Raw genomic sequence first — 18,153 nt, 5'->3', positions numbered from 1 at the left:
GCTAGAACCAGCGCTTGCGCTTGAACCACACCACCATGCCGATGGCGATGACCACCATCAGGCCCAACACCAGCGGGTAGCCCCAGTACCAGCCGAGTTCCGGCATGGCAAAGGGGCTGTAGGGGTGCTCGAAGTTCATGCCGTACACGCCAACGATGAAGGTCAGCGGCATGAAGATGGTGGCAATGATGGTGAGGGTGCGCATGCTCTCGTTGAGGCGGTTGCTCATGCTGGAGAGATAGACGTCGAGCAGGCTGGCGGTCATGTCGCGGTAGCTCTCCACCAGGTCCATCACCTGCACGGTGTGGTCGTAAACGTCGCGCATCCACATGCGCGTATCGGCGGTGAACAGGTCGTTGTGGTCGCGCAACAGCTGGTTGATCACCTCGCGGGTAGGCCACAGGTAGCGGCGTAGCATGATCAGCTCGCGCTTCAGCCCATGCAGGCGCTCCAGCGTCGAGCTGTCGGGATGGTTGAGGATCTCCATCTCGAGCTCCTCGATGCGCTCACCTACGCCGTCCAGCACCGGGAAGGCGTGGTCCACCGCGGCGTCCAGCAGGCCGTAGAGCAAATCGTCAGTTTCCCCCAGCGCGCGCCCACCGCGCTCCTCGAGCCGTCGACGCACCTCGATGAAGGGGTCCAGCGCTTCGGCGATGATGCTGACGACTATGTTGCTGCCCGCAACCAGGGTCAGCTGATAAAGATGCAGCCGGCCCTCGTCGTCCACCTCGGGTATTCCCAAGGTAACCACCAGCGACTCATCGAAGCGCTCCACCTTGGGCCGCTGGCCGCCGTTGAGAATATCCTCCTGGGCCAGGGGGTGCAGCCCCACCCGGTCCCCCAGCAGCTCCAGCTGTTCAGCGGTGGGCATGCCCTGAACGTGCAGCCAACACAGCGGCTCATTCGTACCAGGCTCGGGAATGGCATCCGGGCTTATGTCCTGCACGTCACCCCAACGTCCTGACTTACGGCGCGCCAGGGTGAACGTGGCCGGAGCGTGCTGGGCCGCCTGTTCCAGCGACAGCTCACGCAACGTTCCCGGCGCCGTACCGGCCGGGTGGTAATGCTTATGGAAGAGACGTGTCATGAGTTCCTATCCTTGGCGATTCGGCCAACCCTTATAGTGGCATGCTCTTGTTCCTGGGCGAACTTTGCCATGCTTTTCAAGGTCCGGAATCGCTTCGGCGACCTTGGACAATGGTCGAATTCGGCTAAGCTGAACCAAGCGATGTCTAAAGTAAGCTGATCCAAGGAAGGAAGATGACATGACCATGACGGTGGGTGAGCTGTTCATAGCCTTGGTGCTTATCTCGCTGGTGTTACTGGCCAGCAATGCCATCCGCAACGTATCTCCCTGGCTGCGTCGCCTGTTCATGCCCAGCTCGGTGATCGGGGGGTTCATCCTGCTGCTGCTGGGCCCCGAAGTGATAGGCCGTGCAGTAACGGCACCCTTCGACGATCCTGCCGGGCTGTTTCCCGAATACGTCTTCGAGAGCTGGGCCGCCCTGCCCGGCCTGTTGATCAACGTGGTGTTCGCCGCGCTGTTCATCGGCCGCCCGATTCCCGGGCTGCGCACCATCTGGATGCGTGCCGGACCGCAGGTAGTGGTGGGCCAGACCATGGCCTGGGGCCAGTATGTGGTCGGCCTGACCCTGGCAATACTCATCCTGGCACCCATGTTCGGCATGAATCCCATGGCCGGTGCCCTGATCGAGATCGGCTTCGAGGGTGGCCACGGCACCGCGGCCGGCATGGCGGATACCTTCGCCGAGCTTGGCTTCGAGGAGGGCGCCGATCTGGCGCTGGGGCTGGCCACCGTGGGCATCGTCTCCGGGGTGCTGATCGGCACCCTGATGATCAACCTGGCCGCCCGGCGCGGCGTCATCCAGTTGGACAACACGCAAAAAACCGCCGAAGCCCTGGATGAAGTGAGCATCCAAAGCGACGCCAGCGACCTGCCCCCCACCGAGCAGTACAGCGAATTCAAGAAGGACCTGGCTCAGGAAGAGGAAACGGCAGACCCGCTGAGCCTGCACCTCGGGCTGGTGGGCATCGCCATCGTGGTCGGCTGGCTGATCCTCACTGGCCTGCAATGGATCGAACAGCAGACCTGGGCCCGCGACGGCGGCCTGGAGATTCTGGCCCACGTGCCGCTGTTTCCCCTCGCCATGATCGGCGGCGTGCTCGTACAGCTGTGTGTGACCCGCTTCGGGCTGGAGCCCCACGTTTCCAGCCGCACCATGGCGCGCATTGCCGGCACCGCGCTGGACTTCACCATCGTGGCTGCTCTGGCCACGCTCTCGCTCACCGCCCTGGGCGAGCACTTCATTCCGTTTCTGCTGCTGGCCCTGGCGGGCATCGGCTGGTCGTTGTTCGTGCTCATCGTGATCGCCCCGCGGGTCATTCCCGAGAACTGGTTCGAGCGCGGCATCGGGGATTTCGGTCAGTCAATGGGCGTCACCGTGACCGGCCTGCTGCTGATGCGCATGGCCGATCCCAAGAACCGTTCCGGCGCCTTCGAAAGCTTCGGCTACAAACAGCTGATGTTCGAACCGGTGGTCGGCGGCGGGCTGTTCACGGCGGCGTCGCTTCCGCTCATCGCTCAGTTCGGCGCACCAGCGGTGCTGGGTCTTACCCTGCTGCTCACCGTGGCCTGGCTGATCTTCGGGCTGCTCTACTTCGGCCGCATGGTGCCGGACCGTGGGCGTGGCAGGTGGGGTCAGCGATAGCCTACCGGTCCGGCGAGTGCGTCATCGGTTTCTTCAGGCATCGGCCGGCTTGCGTGCCGAGATGGTCCAGGAGCTCGAGCCGATCACAATCTTGCCGTCCTGCTCATAGGGAGCGAGCACATTGCGCAGCGCCTGCTCGATTTGCGGGCGCTGGCGCTCAGCCTCCTCCCCGGCTTCGCGAAAGACTTCGCCAGCCGGCCCCAGGGCCAGCTGGAAGCGCATGGCATTTTCCACCGAATCGCCTACTTCCACAGGGCCATCGTTACGCTCGAAGTGGATTTCCTCGAAACCGGCTATCTCCAACTGCTGGCGGACCACGTCTGGGTTGGACATGGAGAAAGGCCCCGGCCCACAGGTGCGCGCGCCCTCTCCGGGTGGCGGCAGGAAATCCAGCACCACCTGCTTGGGCAGGCCCAGCCAAGGGTTGTCCTCGATATCGCGCCAGACGATGAACATCAGCTGACCACCAGGACGCAGTGCCTTGTGTATGTTGCGCATGGCAACGACAGGATGCTCGAAGAACATCATTCCGAACCGCGAGAAGCACAGGTCATAGTCAGGCTCGAAGGGATAGCGCTCGACATCGGCGGCCACGAAGTTGACGTTGCTCATGCCTGCCGCCTCGGCGCGTCGACGGGCGTCTTCAAGGAACTGCTCCACACAGTCCATTCCCAGCACCTGGCCCTCGGGGCCGGTCTTGCGGGCTAGGGCTATGGCCGTATCGCCCCAGCCGCAGCCCACGTCGAGTATCCGCGAGCCCGGCGCCACCTCGAGACTGTCGAGCGGAACCTTGCTGTGGTAGCTCAGGCCATTCATCAAAATTTCTTGGAAGCGATTGAACTTCTCGGCCAGCGTATCGTTCCAGAATTCTACGTATTCACTGGTTTGCTGAGTTGTATTTGTCATTGGCATACCTCCGCGCGCGGCACCATCAAAAATGGATTTCCGGCAGGCCAAAGCGAGTCGAGTTGGCCGTCGAGATGATGACCGCCTCCAACCAGTCTAGTACCAGTAACGCAGGGTTGATCATGCACGCTTTAGCGGCCGTTCTACACAAAGGAGCGACACCAATTCGGGCACGGGCCCGACAGCTAGGTGCCCAGTCCCACTATCAACCTCTCCAGCTCATTGGCGATGAAGCGTGGCTCAACGCACTCATCGAGATGGCCTGAGGCGAAGCGCAGCAAGCCCAGCGCGGCATGGGGCAGGCGACGGTCGCGGCGAACGATGAACTGCCAGTGGCTTTCGATGGGAAAGTCGGTGACAGGCAGAATGACCAGATCGGGGTGCTCCGGCGGCAGCACGTGCTCGGAGAGCACCGCCAGGCCCATGCCGGCGGCCACGCCCACGCGAATCGCCTCGTTGCTGGCCATTTGCAGCGTCGGCCCCAGCGACAGGCCATGCTCCTGCAGCCAGCTTTCGAACATCATGCGCGTGGCCGATCCCGGTTCGCGCAGCAGGAAACGCTCGCCTACGAGCTCGCTCATGGCGATGCGTTCACGGCTGGCGAGAGGATGCTCATGCGGGGCTATCACGACCAGCGGGTTGCGCAGAAAGCGCCCGGCCAAGGCGTGGGCCAACGAAGGCGGATGGCTGAACACATAGAGGTCGTCGTCCTGGCGTTCGAATCGAGTGAGCATCTGACGGCGGTTACCGATGTGCAGCGTCACCTCCACGTCGGGGAACACCTGGCTGTAAGGGCCGAGCAGGCGTGGCAAGACGTACTGCGCCGTGTTCACCAGGGCGATGCTGAAGCGCCCCCGCTCGCCCCCACGCAGAGCGGTAAGGTAATCCTCGAAATCATCGAAGCGACCCAGCACTTCGCGGCTGGCGCGGTAGAGTTCGCGCCCCGCTTCCGTCGGCGATAGCCGTCCTCGGCTCGTTTGCAGCAGTGGCTCTCCCACCGCTTCATGCAGGCGTTTCAACTGTTGCGAAACGGTCGGCTGGGTCAGATGAAGCTGACGCGCCGCCTCGCTGACCGAGCCGCTACGCACCACCGCGACATAAACCTGTAGCAGGCGGAAGGTAAGGTGACGCACGTTCATTTACACGGCTCCCGCAGCGATGCATAGAATATACTCTATAGTAGACTTCTAGAGATTCAATTGGAATCAATACCAGGCGCTGCGCACAATCCGCGACTACCCTGCCAATGCGGTTACAGAAGAAGAGAGAGATATGCCCGACATCGTCGTGATGTTCTTTCTGCTCGGCCTTCTCGCCGGGATAGTGAAGTCCGACCTGAACATACCCAAGGCCGCCTACGACACCTTGAGTCTGCTGTTGATGCTCACCATCGGCCTCAAGGGCGGTATGGCACTCTACGGCAACCTGCGCTGGTCGCTGGTGCCGGAACTACTCGCCGTTGCAGCCCTGGGCGCGTTGATCCCGCTGGTGTTGATGCCGGTGCTGCGCCGTTTCGCTCGCCTTTCGCCGGCCGACAGCGCCAGCATCGCCGCCCACTACGGTTCGGTGAGCGCCGGTACCTTCGCCGTAGCGCTGGCCTTTGCCGAGAGCCGCGCCCTGCCCATCGGCGCCGAAGTCACGCTCTACCTGGTGATGATGGAACTGCCCGCCATCATGGTGGCCATCGCGCTCTACCGCCGCCATGCGGGCAAGAACTCCAGTGAAGCCATGCAGGGCATCTGGCACGAAACGCTGACCAACCGCGGCGTGATCCTGCTGGCCGGTGGCGCGGTGATCGGCGCCATGTACGGGCCCGGGGAAGGCGCCGCCGTTACCGAGCTGTTCATGGGCGCCTTCCACGCCGTACTCGCCCTGTTCCTGCTGCAGATGGGTCTGACCGCAGCCGAAACCCTGCGTCCCATTCCCTGGTTTCACTGGCGCCTGCTCACCTTTGCCGTGGTGGCACCGTTCTTCCTGGCCATGGCCGGTCTGGCGGTTGGCCTGGCCCTGGGCCTGCCCACCGGCTCGCTGATGATCCTCACTGCCCTGGCCGCCAGTGCTTCCTACATCGCTGCCCCGGCGGCCATGCGTACCGCCATTCCCGAGGCCAACATCGGACTCGCCATGCTGGCCGCGCTGGGCTTTACCTTCCCGCTGAACGTGATAGTGGGCATCCCCATCTATCATCAGCTGGCGCTCTGGCTGGGCTGATCCAGCTACGCTCTGCTCCGCGCCACCGGTGCATCCGACCGGTGGCGCACTGCGTTTCGCTTCGCCTCCTTCGACATTCGTCGCACGCCTTAAAGCTGCACTTTACGTTAACGTCAACCTCGCCTAGTCTAGTAACATTCTCGCTTAGCACTGCGAGCTGCGCCTGCGCGGCCCGCACAATCTGACAGCTGCACTATCGCATCATTCGCTACCGACACCACATCAGGGAGTTCCGCCATGCTCACCGCCTACAAGCCCCTCGACTTCGGTCTCGACGACGAACTGAACATGCTGCGCGATCAGGTCAACGCCTTCGCCCGCGACGAGATCGCCCCGCGTGCCGCCGAGATCGACGAGAAGAACGAATTTCCCAACGATCTGTGGCAGAAGTTCGGTGACATGGGCCTGCTCGGCATCACCGTCTCGGAAGAGGATGGCGGCACCGGCATGGGCTATCTGGCGCACTGCATTGCCATGGAAGAGATCTCCCGCGCCAGCGCCTCGGTGGGTCTCTCCTATGGCGCGCACTCCAACCTGTGCGTGAACCAGCTCAAGATCAATGCCAACGCCGAGCAGAAAGCCAAGTACCTGCCCAAGCTGATCAGCGGCGAACACATCGGCGCGCTGGCCATGTCCGAGCCGGGTGCCGGTTCCGACGTGGTTTCCATGAAGTTGCGCGCGCGCAAGGAGGGTGACAAGTACATCCTCAACGGCAACAAGATGTGGATCACCAACGGCCCCGACGCCCACGTGCTGGTGGTCTACGCCAAGACCGACCCGGACGCCGGCTCCAAGGGCATCACCGCCTTCATCATCGAAAAAGGCATGCCTGGCTTCTCCACCGCCCAGAAGCTCGACAAGCTGGGCATGCGCGGCTCCAATACCTGCGAGCTGGTGTTCCAGGACTGTGAAGTGCCGGCCGAGAACATCCTGGGCGAGGAAGGCAAGGGCGTGCGCGTACTGATGAGCGGCCTGGACTACGAGCGCACCGTGCTCGCCGCCGGCCCCATCGGCATCATGCAGGCAGCCATGGACATCGTGGTGCCCTACGTCCACGAGCGTAAGCAGTTCGATCAGTCCATCGGCGAGTTCCAGCTGGTGCAAGGCAAGATCGCCGACATGTACACCACGCTGAACGCCTGCCGCGCCTATCTTTACGCCGTGGCGGCCGGCTGCGACCGCGGCCAGACCTCGCGCAAGGATGCCGCCGGCGTCATCCTGTACTGTGCCGAGAAGGCTACCCAGGTGGCGCTGGACGCCATTCAACTGCTCGGCGGCAACGGCTACATCAACGAGTATCCCACCGGCCGCCTGCTGCGCGACGCCAAGCTGTACGAAATCGGCGCCGGAACCAGTGAGATCCGCCGGATGCTGATTGGCCGCGAAATCTTCGCTGAATCCAAGTAAGGAGCCGGCAATGGCGATTCTGAACACCCAAGTCAATCCGCGCAGCGACGGCTTCCAGGCCAACGAAAAGGCCATGCGCCACGAGGTGATGAAGCTACGCGAGCTGACCGCGGCGATCAGCCAGGGCGGCGGCGAGAAGGCCCGCACCCGGCACGAATCCCGCGGCAAGCTGTTCGTGCGCGATCGTATCGACCACCTGATCGACGAAGGCTCGCCCTTCCTCGAGTTCTCGGCGCTGGCCGCCCATGAGGTCTACGAGAGCGACGTGCCCGCCGCCGGTTTGGTCACCGGCATCGGCCGCGTTTCCGGCGTCGAGTGCGTGATCGTCGCCAACGACGCCACCGTGAAGGGCGGTACCTATTACCCGCTCACGGTGAAGAAGCACATCCGCGCCCAGGAGATCGCCCGCAAGCACCGCCTGCCGTGCATCTACCTGGTCGACTCCGGCGGCGCCTTCCTGCCCCGCCAGGACGAAGTGTTCCCCGACCGCGACCACTTCGGACGCATCTTCTACAACCAGGCCACCCTCTCCGCCGAAGGCATTCCGCAGATCGCCGTGGTGATGGGCTCCTGCACCGCCGGCGGCGCCTATGTGCCGGCCATGGCCGACGAGTCGATCATCGTCAAGCAGCAGGGCACCATCTTCCTCGGTGGCCCGCCCCTGGTGAAGGCCGCCACCGGCGAGAGCATCAGCGCCGAGGACCTGGGCGGCGCCGACGTGCACGCCAAGAAGAGCGGCGTGGCCGACCACTACGCCGAGAACGATGCCCACGCCCTGCAGCTCGCCCGCGCCTGCGTGTCGCGCCTGAACTGGCAGAAGCGCGGCCAGCTCAAGATGCAGGAACCCAAGCCGCCCAAGCTCGACCCGAGCGAGATCTACGGCATCGTCGGTACCGACCTGAAGAAGCCGTTCGACGTGCGCGAAGTGATCGGCCGCATCGTCGACGACTCCGATTTCGACGAGTTCAAACGCTATTACGGCGACACCCTGGTGACGGGCTTCGCCCATATCCACGGCTACCCGGTGGGCATCGTCGCCAACAACGGCGTGCTGTTCTCCGAGTCCGCGGTGAAAGGCGCCCACTTCATCGAGCTATGCGCCCAGCGCAAGATTCCGCTGGTATTCCTGCAGAACATCACCGGCTTCATGGTTGGCTCCAAGTACGAACACGAAGGCATCGCCAAGCACGGCGCCAAGCTCGTTACCGCCGTGGCCTGCGCCAAGGTGCCCAAGTTCACCGTGCTGATCGGCGGCAGTTTCGGCGCCGGCAACTACGGCATGTGCGGCCGCGCCTACGACCCCAACCTGCTGTTCATGTGGCCCAACGCCCGTATCTCGGTCATGGGCGGCGAACAGGCCGCCGGCGTGCTGGCCCAGGTCAAGCGCGAACAGTACGAGCGCGAAGGCCGCGAGTGGAGCGCCGAAGACGAAGAAGCCTTCAAGCAGCCCACTCGCGAGCAGTACGAGCACCAGGGCCACCCCTACTACGCCAGCGCGCGACTGTGGGACGACGGCGTGATCGACCCGGCCCAGACCCGCGACGTGCTGGGGCTCTCGCTGGCTGCCGCCATGAATGCGGAAGTGCAAGAGACGAAGTTCGGCGTGTTCCGGATGTGAGTCGTAAAGTGTCTGCGCCTTCGCTCGAAGACTTTACGGGAGCCGTAAATAGATGACTGAAACAAAGAGCTTTTCACAGCTAAGCATTGATGAGCGCGGTGTCGCCTGGCTGACGCTGAATCGTCCCGAGGTGCACAACGCCTTCGACGACAGCCTGATCGCCGAACTCAATGAGCATCTCGCCAAGCTGCACGACGCCGCCCGCCATGGCGAGGTGCGCGTAGTGGTGCTGGGCTCCGAGGGCAAGAGCTTCTCCGCCGGTGCCGACCTGAACTGGATGAAGCGCATGGTGGAGTACGACTTCGAGGGCAACCTGGCCGACTCGCGCAAGCTCTCGCAGCTGATGCACGGCCTGGACACCCTGCCCTGCCCCACCGTCTGCCGCGTGCAGGGCGCCGCCTTCGGTGGTGCCGTGGGCCTGGCCGCCTGCTGCGACATCGTGATCGCTTCCGAGAAAGCCAAGTTCTGCCTCTCCGAAGTGAAGATCGGCCTTTCGCCGGCGGTGATCAGCCCCTACGTACAGCGTGCCCTAGGCCCGCGCCAGATGCGCCGCTACGCCCTCACCGCCGAAGTGATCGACGCCGACAAGGCGCTGGAACTGGGCCTCGCCCACCAGATCGTCGGCCACGACACCATCGACGAAGCCGTGAGCGACATGCTCGAGATCCTGCTGGCCGGCTCGCCCCAGGCCCAGCGCGCCACCAAGTCGCTGATGGCCGAAGTGGCACGCGACTCCGACAGCAAGGCGACCCGCGAGCACACCTGCCGCGTGATCAGCGAGCTGCGGGTCAGCGCCGAGGGTCAGGAAGGCCTGACCAGCTTCTTCGAGAAGCGCCGCCCCGCCTGGGCCGACGACAACACGAATTCCCCGGAGCGCCGCTCATGAGCCAGACCAACGATTCCCGCACCACGCCCTTCGACACCCTGCTGGTCGCCAACCGCGGCGAGATCGCCTGCCGCGTGATGCGCACCGCCCGTGCCATGGGCCTGCGCACCGTAGCGGTGTACTCCGATGCCGACGCGAATGCCCGCCACGTGCGCGAAGCCGATGAGGCCGTGCGCCTGGGCCCGGCCGCCGCCCGCGAGAGCTACCTGAAGGTGGAAGCGGTGGTGGAAGCCGCCAAGCGCACCGGCGCCGGCGCCATTCACCCCGGCTACGGCTTCCTCTCCGAGAACGGGGCCTTCGTTCAAGCGCTGGACGCCGCCGGTATCACCTTCGTCGGTCCGCCCGCCTCGGCGATTGCCGCCATGGGCGACAAGTCCGCCGCCAAGGCGCGCATGGCCAACGCCGGCGTGCCGCTGGTGCCGGGCTACCACGGCGACGACCAGGACGATGCCCTGCTCAAATCCGAAGCCGACAAGATCGGCTACCCGGTGCTGCTCAAGGCCAGCGCCGGCGGTGGCGGCAAGGGCATGCGCGTGGTGGAAAGCGGTGAGCAGTTTCAGGCCGCACTGGACGGCTGCCGCCGTGAATCCCAGGCCGCCTTCGGCGACACCCGCATGCTGATCGAGAAATACCTGACCCAGCCGCGTCATGTCGAAGTACAGGTGTTCTGCGATTCTCACGGCAATGGCGTCTACTTGTTCGAGCGCGATTGCTCCGTGCAGCGCCGTCACCAGAAGGTGCTCGAGGAAGCCCCCGCCCCCGGCATGACCGCCGAGCTGCGCCGCGAGATGGGCGAAGCCGCCGTACGCGCCGCCAAGGAGATCGGCTACGTCGGCGCCGGTACCGTCGAGTTCCTGCTCGATAAGGACGGTTCGTTCTACTTCATGGAGATGAACACCCGCCTGCAGGTGGAGCACCCCGTCACCGAGATGATCACCGGCCAGGACCTAGTCGAGTGGCAGCTGCGCGTGGCCATGGGCGAAGCGCTGCCGCTGACGCAGGACGAGCTGACCATCACCGGCCACAGCTTCGAGGCGCGCCTCTACGCCGAAGACCCAGACCAGGATTTCCTGCCCGCCACCGGCAAGCTCGAGCGCTTCGTCATTGACCTCAAGGGCGCCGGCCTCGACCCGCGCCAGGTACGCCTGGACAGTGGCGTGGAAACCGGCGACGTCGTCTCCATGCACTACGACCCGATGCTCGCCAAGCTGATCGTCCACGGCGACGACCGCGATCAGGCCCTCTCCACCCTCAACCGGGCGTTGGCAGCTCTCGACGTGCAGGGCGTTGTGACCAACCGCGCCTTCCTGCAGCGGCTGGCCACCCACCCCGCGTTCAAGGCGTGCGATCTCGATACCCGCTTCATCGAGAAGAACGAAGCCACCCTCTTCGCGCCCAAGCAGTACAGCATCGAAGAGTACGCCGGCGCCGCGCTGATCGGCCTCAACCAGCTCGCTCGCGAGTGCGAGAGCGACTCCCCGTGGGACCGCCACGACGGCTTTCGCCTCAACGCACCGCATACCATCCGCATCTCCCTATGCGACCCCGCTAACGTGCAGGACGAAGAGAGCGTGGTCGTGGTGGAAGGCACCCGGGCCAGCGGCGCGGACCCGTGGGACCTGACCATTGGCGGCGAGACCCTCACCGCGCGCCTGGAGCACCTGGAAGGCGACGCAGTTGCCGTTACCCTCAACGGCCACCGCCGCCGCCTGCAGGCCCGCCGCGACGGTAACGTCGTCGTCATGGTCGACCCGCGTGGCGAAACCCGCCTGTTCTGGCGCCGTATCGACGCCATCGATCACGGCCACCACGAAGCCGAATCGACTCTCACCGCGCCGATGCACGGCACCGTGGTCGCCCTGCTGGTGGAAGCCGGTCAGAAAGTGGAGAAAGGCATGCCGCTGATGGTCATGGAAGCCATGAAGATGGAACACACCATGACCGCCCCCGCCGACGGCCACGTGGAAAGCTTCCACTTCAACGCCGGCGATACGGTGGGACAAGGCGACGTGCTGCTGGAATTCGCTCCCGTCGAGTAGACTGGAACCGAAGCTGAGAACGCCAAAGTAAGCGGCGCCGGGAGCTGTCGTGAGCGAAGCTCATTTTTCAGGGATGAAAAATGGAGCGCCCAGGGATGGGTTCACAGCGATCTTCGCGAGAGACAGCTGCCGGGGTAGCCGCGGACGAAGCCACTGATTGCGTGCCGTGAACAGGAAGGAGTTTACAAATGGCATTTCCCAAGCGCGTGCGCCTGGTCGAGGTCGGCCCCCGCGATGGGCTGCAGAACGAGCCCAATCCGATCGACACGGCCACCAAGCTGGAACTCATCGATCGCCTGGGTGCCGCCGGGCTCAAATACATCGAAGCCGCCAGCTTCGTCTCGCCCAAGTGGGTACCGCAGATGGCCGACCATCGTGAAGTGATGACCGGTCTCACGCGTCGCCAAGGCGTGACCTACGCCGCCCTCACCCCCAACCTCAAGGGGCTGGAAGCGGCGTTGGAGTGCGGCGTGGAAGAAGTGGCGGTATTCGGTGCCGCCAGTGAAGCCTTCTCACAGAAGAACATCAACTGCTCCGTCGCGGAATCCCTGGAGCGCTTCGCCCCCGTGCTGGAGCGAGCCAGAGAGGCCAACGTGCGCGTGCGCGGCTACGTCTCCTGCGTGCTCGGCTGCCCCTACGAAGGCGAGATCGCCCCGGCCAAAGTGGCCGAAGTGAGCAAGGCACTGTTCGATATGGGCTGCTACGAAGTCTCACTGGGCGACACCATCGGCGTAGGCACCCCGCTCGCCGCCAAGCGCATGATCGAAGCCGTGAGCCGCGACATCCCCATGGAAAAGCTCGCCGCCCACTTCCACGACACCTACGGCCAAGCGCTGGCCAACCTCTACGCCGTGCTGGAAGAAGGCATCAGCGTGGTGGACAGCTCCGTCGCCGGCCTCGGCGGCTGCCCCTACGCCAAGGGCGCCTCCGGCAACGTGGCCAGTGAAGACGTCGTCTACCTGCTCAACGGCCTGGGTATCGAAACCGGCATCGACCTCAACAAGCTCGCCGAAACCGGCACCTGGATCACCCAGACCATCGGCCGGCCGAATCGCTCGAAGGTGGGCGTGGCGCTGGCGGCGAAGTGATTAGGCGATAGAAACGGAAAGCCCCTGAGCCAAGTGGTTGGCTCAGGGGCTTTGTGTTTGGCGAATAGCCTTACTATACGATGCAGTTGTTATTCTAATACATAAACATGGCCATCTATACTGCCAAAATAAACACGCCCAGCAACTACAGCTGGGGCGGATGCTATACCTGCACCCGTTTCGTACCGCCACTGCATTTCACCGGTATGGCGATCAACTGCATATAGATAGTGGTCGTGACTACCAAAATAAACTATATCTCCAGCTATGGCAGCCCCCCCTCTCACGAAGCCCTCTGTTTCAAATCGCCAAAGCAACTCTCCATTCTTAACATTTATGGCATTCATGTTGCCATGTGCCCCTGCATGCCCCCCCCCATCATCGCCAAAAAATGCGACATTTTCAGCCAAACTGACCGATGACATACTCGAATAATCAATGGGAAACTCAGACACCAGCTCTCCGTTAATTTTATTTATTTTGGAAAGCACACTACTTTCCTCACCACTTATCAGAGCATAAATATACTCACCCCCTATAGCCGGGGTGCTAAAATGCCACTGCCTATCAGTGGGCGGAGTAAAACTCCATTGTAGCTCTCCACTCTCAGGTGAAAGAGCATAAATTGTCTGTGAAACATCTTGAAAGTACAGGACGCCATTAGAAATAAGAGGCTGCCTATCGCCACCTGAAATAGGGTGCCGCCAGATCTCCTTTCCATCCGCCAAATCTAAAGAAAAGATAAAATTAGACATGGATGCCAGAAAAACCATGTCATTATATATGGTTGGGGAGTCCATTCCCGAGCGATCATTGGTCTCAAACTTCCAGCGTTCCTCTCCTGATTTTCGGTCGATTGCAATCAAGTAGCTTCCATCGCCTTCTTCCGAGAATAGCCGCCCTACGAGTAGCACATCTTCGTCAATTGCAATCTGAAAACTTGGCTGCCCCCCTAGACTCCTCTCCCACAACAAAGTACCGTCACTCTGATTGAGGGCATACACTCCGCCGTCAATATCAACAAAATATACTATGCCACTGTAAACCAACGGTGTGCTAAACACAGCAGCACCTGCATCAAACGTCCATGCCAGTACCGGATCACTTTTCGGACCTTCAGCCTCGTAAACACCGTTCCTTTCTAGATTAGCTTGGAACATTATAAAGTCGGCCTGCAAAGCTGGCGCCGCCGTCATTAATATAAAATATGACAGAAAATTTATAACCATAATCTTACTTTGCGACACCTTGTTTTCAATAGCCATGTAACATCCTTGCTCCAACAACTTAATTTATAAATCACCTACGCCCACGAGGCACTTCCAAATCTCCAACGGAAGGATCAAGGCAACGCTGAAAAATTTCATTCAGCTGGTCATCCACACCAGCACGTCGGGTGACATCCTCCCGGGCTATTTCCAACAACCTTTCTTGATAACCTCTTTCAGCTCGATCCAAACACGCATTATAACCACCTTCGGCAACATCTGCAGGCGAGCCATAAATTAGTTGGTTACGTTTTTTCTGGCCGCAGCCATCGACACGGCTACTTCTTGCTTCGTCAGCCATTTCAATGTGCTGCTCCACGATAGCGGGGAGCTGAGATACGCTACTTGCTGCTGCGAGATATTGCGCCGCACACCAAGCTTCACCCCTTATTTTTTCTGCTCCTACCAACAAGCGGATTTGGCCAGACAACCCCAGCGGATCCACCATCCCGGTCGGGTTGCTGACGTAGCCATACAGGTTGGTGCCGCCGTTCAGGCCAATCGGGTCCTGGTTGATATAGCGGCCCTGCTGCGGGTCGTAGTAGCGGTGGCGATTGTAGTAGAGACCACTCTCTTCATCGTACCACTGGCCCTGGAAGCGGATGGGCTGGGCGGTACGGCCTTGCTCGTTGGTCACTGCCGCCCAGTCGTCGGGTTGCGCCTGCCACAGGGTATCGCCTCTCGGTGTGACGAGCTGCATGGGTGTGCCCAAGGCATCGGTGACGTAGGCGCTGATCTGCTTGGCTGCGCCATCACCGCGCTGGTCGATTCGGAGCATCGGCACGAAGCTGCCCGGTTCGTAGACCACGGTGGTGCGTTGGTTTTCTTTCGCTTCGTGCACGAGCCGGTCGCCGTCCCAGCCGTAGTGGGTGGTGGCGGTGGTGCCGTTGGCGTGATGTACGGTCTTGCTGATACGCCGCCCCAGGGCGTCGTAGTGGTAGCTGGCTTCTTCGGTCGCTCCCTGGGCGCTGGTGCGGGTCAACCGTACCAGGCGGTTGGCGCCGTCGTAGCCGAGGCTGAGCCGCTCGCCGTTGGAAGTCTCGCGCTCGATCAGGTTGCCGGCGCCATCGTGACGGTAGCGGGCACCGTCGAGCTGGGTCAGGCGGTTGTCGGGCTGGGCGCTGGCTTGGCCTTCGAGGCGGTTGCCGGCGGCATCCACCGGGTAGCGGTGGGCGCGGTCGCCGTGCTGACTGGCGATAAGACGACCCGCTGCGTCGTAGGTGTAGGCGATGATCGGGCTGCCACTGCCTTGCCCGGGGCTGCGGAAGCTGAGCCGGCCGAGGGCGTCGTAGCGGTAATGCTGTTCGCCTTTGGCGCTGCCGGGACCACGCAGGTTCAGATGGTCGAGTTGGCCAAGTGCCGTGTAGCCACGCTCGAGGATCAGCGGTTGGGGCTGATCGGCGCTGCTCATGCGGCGCTGGGTTTCACGGTGCAGGGCGTCGGGTTCGAGGGCGAGTTCGAGGCCCAGGCCAGGGGCGCTGAGGCCGTGCAGGTGGCCGCTGCCGTAGGTGTGCCAGGCGAGCTCGGGCAGATCGCCATAGCGGCTGGCCTGGGACGCGCCGTTGGCGGTCAGTCGTTGCTGATGCTGCCATTGCCACGCGGCTGTGTCGCCATCGGCAAGATGCCGCTGCCGCTCCCCGATGGGACGACCGGCAGTGTCATAAGTGAAGGTGACCTCGCCCTCAGGATTGACGACACCGCTGAGCTGGCCGTCAGCGCGCCACTGATAGCGCTCGGTGCTGACCGGGGCCGAATCGGTTGCAGGCAAATGACGAGCGATCAGGCGACCGTTGGCATCGAACTCATAATGAACCGCGAGCGGCTGCCCATCGGGGCCGAGCCGGTTGGCTTCAGTTCGCGCCGTCAGCTGGCCTGCGGCGTCGTAGGCGTAGTGCTGCTCGCGACCGTCCGGGCCGGTCTCGCTGGCGAGGCGGTCCATCTCGTCATACTCGAAGCGGTAGCCGGCGCCGTTGGCTAGGGTCAGTTCACTGAGTCGGCCAGCTTCGTCGTAGGCGTAATGTTCGCGGCCACCGTCGGCGTCGATACGCAGCACGGGGCGACCGTGGGCATCGAAGTGGAACTGTTGGCGGTAGCCTTGCGGGCCTTCCTGCTCGACTAGCCTACCCTGTAGGTCGTAGTGGTGCTGCCAGCGGCTACCGTCAGGCAGCTGAGTAGCGACACGTCGGCCCATTTCGTCGTGAGTGGTGCGGGTGGTTTCACCCAGCGCGTTGGTCACGGCAAACAGATGGCCACGGCTGTCGTAGTCGTAGCGCGTGCACTGATCGGAGCAGTCGGTCTCGACAGCGAGCTGGCCAAGGGCGTTCCACTCGAGCCGGCGAGTGCTGCCGCCGGCATCGGTCACGGCGGTGGGCCGGTCAGGAAGGCCTTCATCCTCGAAGGCGAACGCAGTGGTGCCCTCGAGGCCAGTGACACGAATGAGGTTGCCGCGGGCATCGCGCTCGAACTGCCAGAGCAGGTTTTCCGGGCCGGTCACGGCAATGGGCTGACCCAAGGCGTCCCTGGTAATGGCCCAGCGGTTGCCGTCGGGGCCTGTCTGGGCGACGACTTGCCCTGATTCGTCGCGCTCCAGTGTGGTTTCGCGGCCGAGCGGGTCGATGGTGGCGATGCGCTGCCCGGCCTCATCGTAGCGGTATTGAATGACCGAGCCATCGGCACGGGTGTGAGCCGTCCAGCGCTGGCCGGGGCCAGTGCCGCTGAAGTGGTAGCGCTCCTCCCGGCCGAGGCTGTCGGTCACCAGGGTGTGGTCCGAATGGTAGGCGTAGGTACGCGTCAGCCCGCCGCTCTCCTCCTGCGCGATGACCCGGCCTTCCGGTGTGTATCGATCCCAGGAGTAGCGGGCTTCGATACCACCGGGCACGCGGTGGGCCGTCAGCATATGATCCTGCCATTCGAACTCGCGCACGACCTCGCCATGACGCAGCTGCACGCTGATCAGATCGCCTTCAGGGCTGTAGGCATAGCTCACGAGCCATTCGTCCTGCGTACTGCCGGTGGCGTCCCGCACCAGGCGCACGCCGGCCAGGCGCTGCCCGCTGTCTTGTTCACTGGCCGAAAGCAGCGCTTCGTACTCAAAGCTATAGTGGTGCCCCGCGCTGTCCTCGACCTGTACGAGCAGCTCGGCTTCCCAGCGGTAGGTGGTGGCGTAGCCGTTACGGTCCCGCTCCTGGGCAAGGCGCCAGGTGGACGATGCCTCCTGCGTCGGTGCGAAGACGTAGTAGAGGCCACCGGCATCGGTCAGCACGATGGTCTGCGGGTCGTGGCGCAGGGCTTCAGGCAGGGCCTGCCAGCGGACGCTTTCGCCATCCTTGCCCGCTTCCAGCTCGGCCGACTCGCCACCACGCCGCAGCCAAAGCTGCTCGGTGGGCGAGTAGCGTGTCTGCCCCGATGCCAGCGGGCCGAAAGTGATGTCACGGCCCTGGGCATCGTGAATCACACAGGCATCGTCGCGCAGGGTGAGCGAGAGACCGTCGCCAGGTACCGACCACCCCTGCCCCAGCACGCCGATACGGGCATTGGCGGAAAGGTAGCCGCGTGAGAACACGAAGGGTCGCGGTGCCGGCAAGGCGAAGTCGGTCTCCGCAGGCAGCAGCTTGGCGCCCAGCAGCGGATTGACCGGGCTACCCACGGCAGGCGCACAGGCACTGCAGCGGTTGGCCAAGCCTTCCAGCATGGCGGGATTACCAAGATTCAGCAGGTTGCCTAGCTGTGAAAACAGCCCGGCCCCGACCGATTTGAGCGTCACATCTTCGCTTGCTTCCGGTGTGGCGGCACCCGGCAGCAGCGCAGCCGCCGCCCCCTGCCCGCTCCCCGAGCCGGGGCTGCCACCGGAGTTGATCTTGACCTGGGCGCCGACGATGGTGATGCCGCTGGGGTCGAGCTTGATGAAGCTGCCGCCGGCCTTGAGGGTGATCTCGGCGCCGGCGTCGATCACGGTCTTGCTGCCGGCCTTGTGATGTATCTCCTGGCCGGCTTCGACGAGC

The 18,153-nt window shown here is 63.1% G+C and carries 12 protein-coding genes; 7 read left to right on the top strand and 5 right to left on the bottom strand.

Going from position 1 to position 18,153, the window contains the following annotated elements; genetic code table 11:
* Position 1 precedes the first annotated feature (1 nt).
* On the bottom strand, positions 2-1,087 hold the full coding sequence (gene corA / locus AC2VNO_RS01425) for a magnesium/cobalt transporter CorA (protein WP_486932478.1): 1,086 nt from the start codon (positions 1,085-1,087) through the stop codon (positions 2-4).
* Between the two features lie 178 nt (positions 1,088-1,265).
* Between corA and AC2VNO_RS01420 the strand changes: the two genes are divergently transcribed.
* On the top strand, positions 1,266-2,729 hold the full coding sequence (locus tag AC2VNO_RS01420; protein ID WP_486932477.1) for a sodium/glutamate symporter: 1,464 nt from the start codon (positions 1,266-1,268) through the stop codon (positions 2,727-2,729).
* Between the two features lie 33 nt (positions 2,730-2,762).
* On the opposite strand, the gene AC2VNO_RS01415 is transcribed toward AC2VNO_RS01420, so the two are convergent.
* Positions 2,763-3,635, bottom strand: coding sequence for a class I SAM-dependent methyltransferase (locus tag AC2VNO_RS01415; RefSeq protein ID WP_486932476.1), 873 nt, complete (start codon positions 3,633-3,635; stop codon positions 2,763-2,765).
* Between the two features lie 185 nt (positions 3,636-3,820).
* Positions 3,821-4,774 carry a LysR family transcriptional regulator gene (locus tag AC2VNO_RS01410; protein WP_486932475.1) on the bottom strand — a complete coding sequence of 318 codons (954 nt, stop codon included), beginning with the start codon at positions 4,772-4,774 and terminating at the stop codon, positions 3,821-3,823.
* Between the two features lie 133 nt (positions 4,775-4,907).
* Here AC2VNO_RS01410 and AC2VNO_RS01405 point away from each other — a divergent pair, with 133 nt between their 5' ends.
* The 6 genes from AC2VNO_RS01405 (at position 4,908) to AC2VNO_RS01380 (ending at position 12,884) form a co-directional block, all read left to right on the top strand.
* Entirely contained in the window at positions 4,908-5,846 is a 939-nt protein-coding gene (locus tag AC2VNO_RS01405; RefSeq protein WP_486932474.1) for a sodium-dependent bicarbonate transport family permease, read from the top strand.
* 237 nt (positions 5,847-6,083) lie between these two features.
* Complete coding sequence (locus AC2VNO_RS01400; protein ID WP_486932473.1) at positions 6,084-7,253, top strand: isovaleryl-CoA dehydrogenase; 1,170 nt, start codon at positions 6,084-6,086, stop codon at positions 7,251-7,253.
* 10 nt (positions 7,254-7,263) lie between these two features.
* Complete coding sequence (locus tag AC2VNO_RS01395; protein WP_486932472.1) at positions 7,264-8,871, top strand: carboxyl transferase domain-containing protein; 1,608 nt, start codon at positions 7,264-7,266, stop codon at positions 8,869-8,871.
* Between the two features lie 52 nt (positions 8,872-8,923).
* The gene (locus tag AC2VNO_RS01390; RefSeq protein WP_486932471.1) at positions 8,924-9,757 is read left to right on the top strand and encodes an enoyl-CoA hydratase/isomerase family protein; all 834 of its coding nucleotides are present in this window, start codon (positions 8,924-8,926) and stop codon (positions 9,755-9,757) included.
* Positions 9,754-11,796 carry an acetyl/propionyl/methylcrotonyl-CoA carboxylase subunit alpha gene (locus AC2VNO_RS01385; protein ID WP_486932470.1) on the top strand — a complete coding sequence of 681 codons (2,043 nt, stop codon included), beginning with the start codon at positions 9,754-9,756 and terminating at the stop codon, positions 11,794-11,796. Before AC2VNO_RS01390 ends, AC2VNO_RS01385 begins: the two co-directional genes overlap by 4 nt.
* 188 nt (positions 11,797-11,984) lie before the next feature.
* A complete protein-coding gene (locus AC2VNO_RS01380) occupies positions 11,985-12,884 on the top strand; it encodes a hydroxymethylglutaryl-CoA lyase (protein WP_486932469.1) in 900 nt (299 codons plus the stop codon).
* Between the two features lie 89 nt (positions 12,885-12,973).
* Here the strand turns inward: AC2VNO_RS01380 and AC2VNO_RS01375 are convergent, their stop codons facing one another.
* Positions 12,974-14,149: an outer membrane protein assembly factor BamB family protein gene (locus tag AC2VNO_RS01375; protein WP_486932468.1), complete on the bottom strand. Its 1,176-nt coding sequence runs from the start codon at positions 14,147-14,149 to the stop codon at positions 12,974-12,976.
* Positions 14,150-14,183: 34 nt separating this feature from the next.
* Positions 14,184-18,153: RHS repeat-associated core domain-containing protein (locus tag AC2VNO_RS01370; RefSeq protein ID WP_486932467.1), on the bottom strand; the 3,970-nt coding region annotated here is incomplete at its 5' end.

This window comes from Halomonas sp. TH-94, assembly GCF_057473365.1.
Note: the sequence above shows the minus strand (reverse complement) of the source record. Positions and strands in the feature narration are given on the sequence as shown.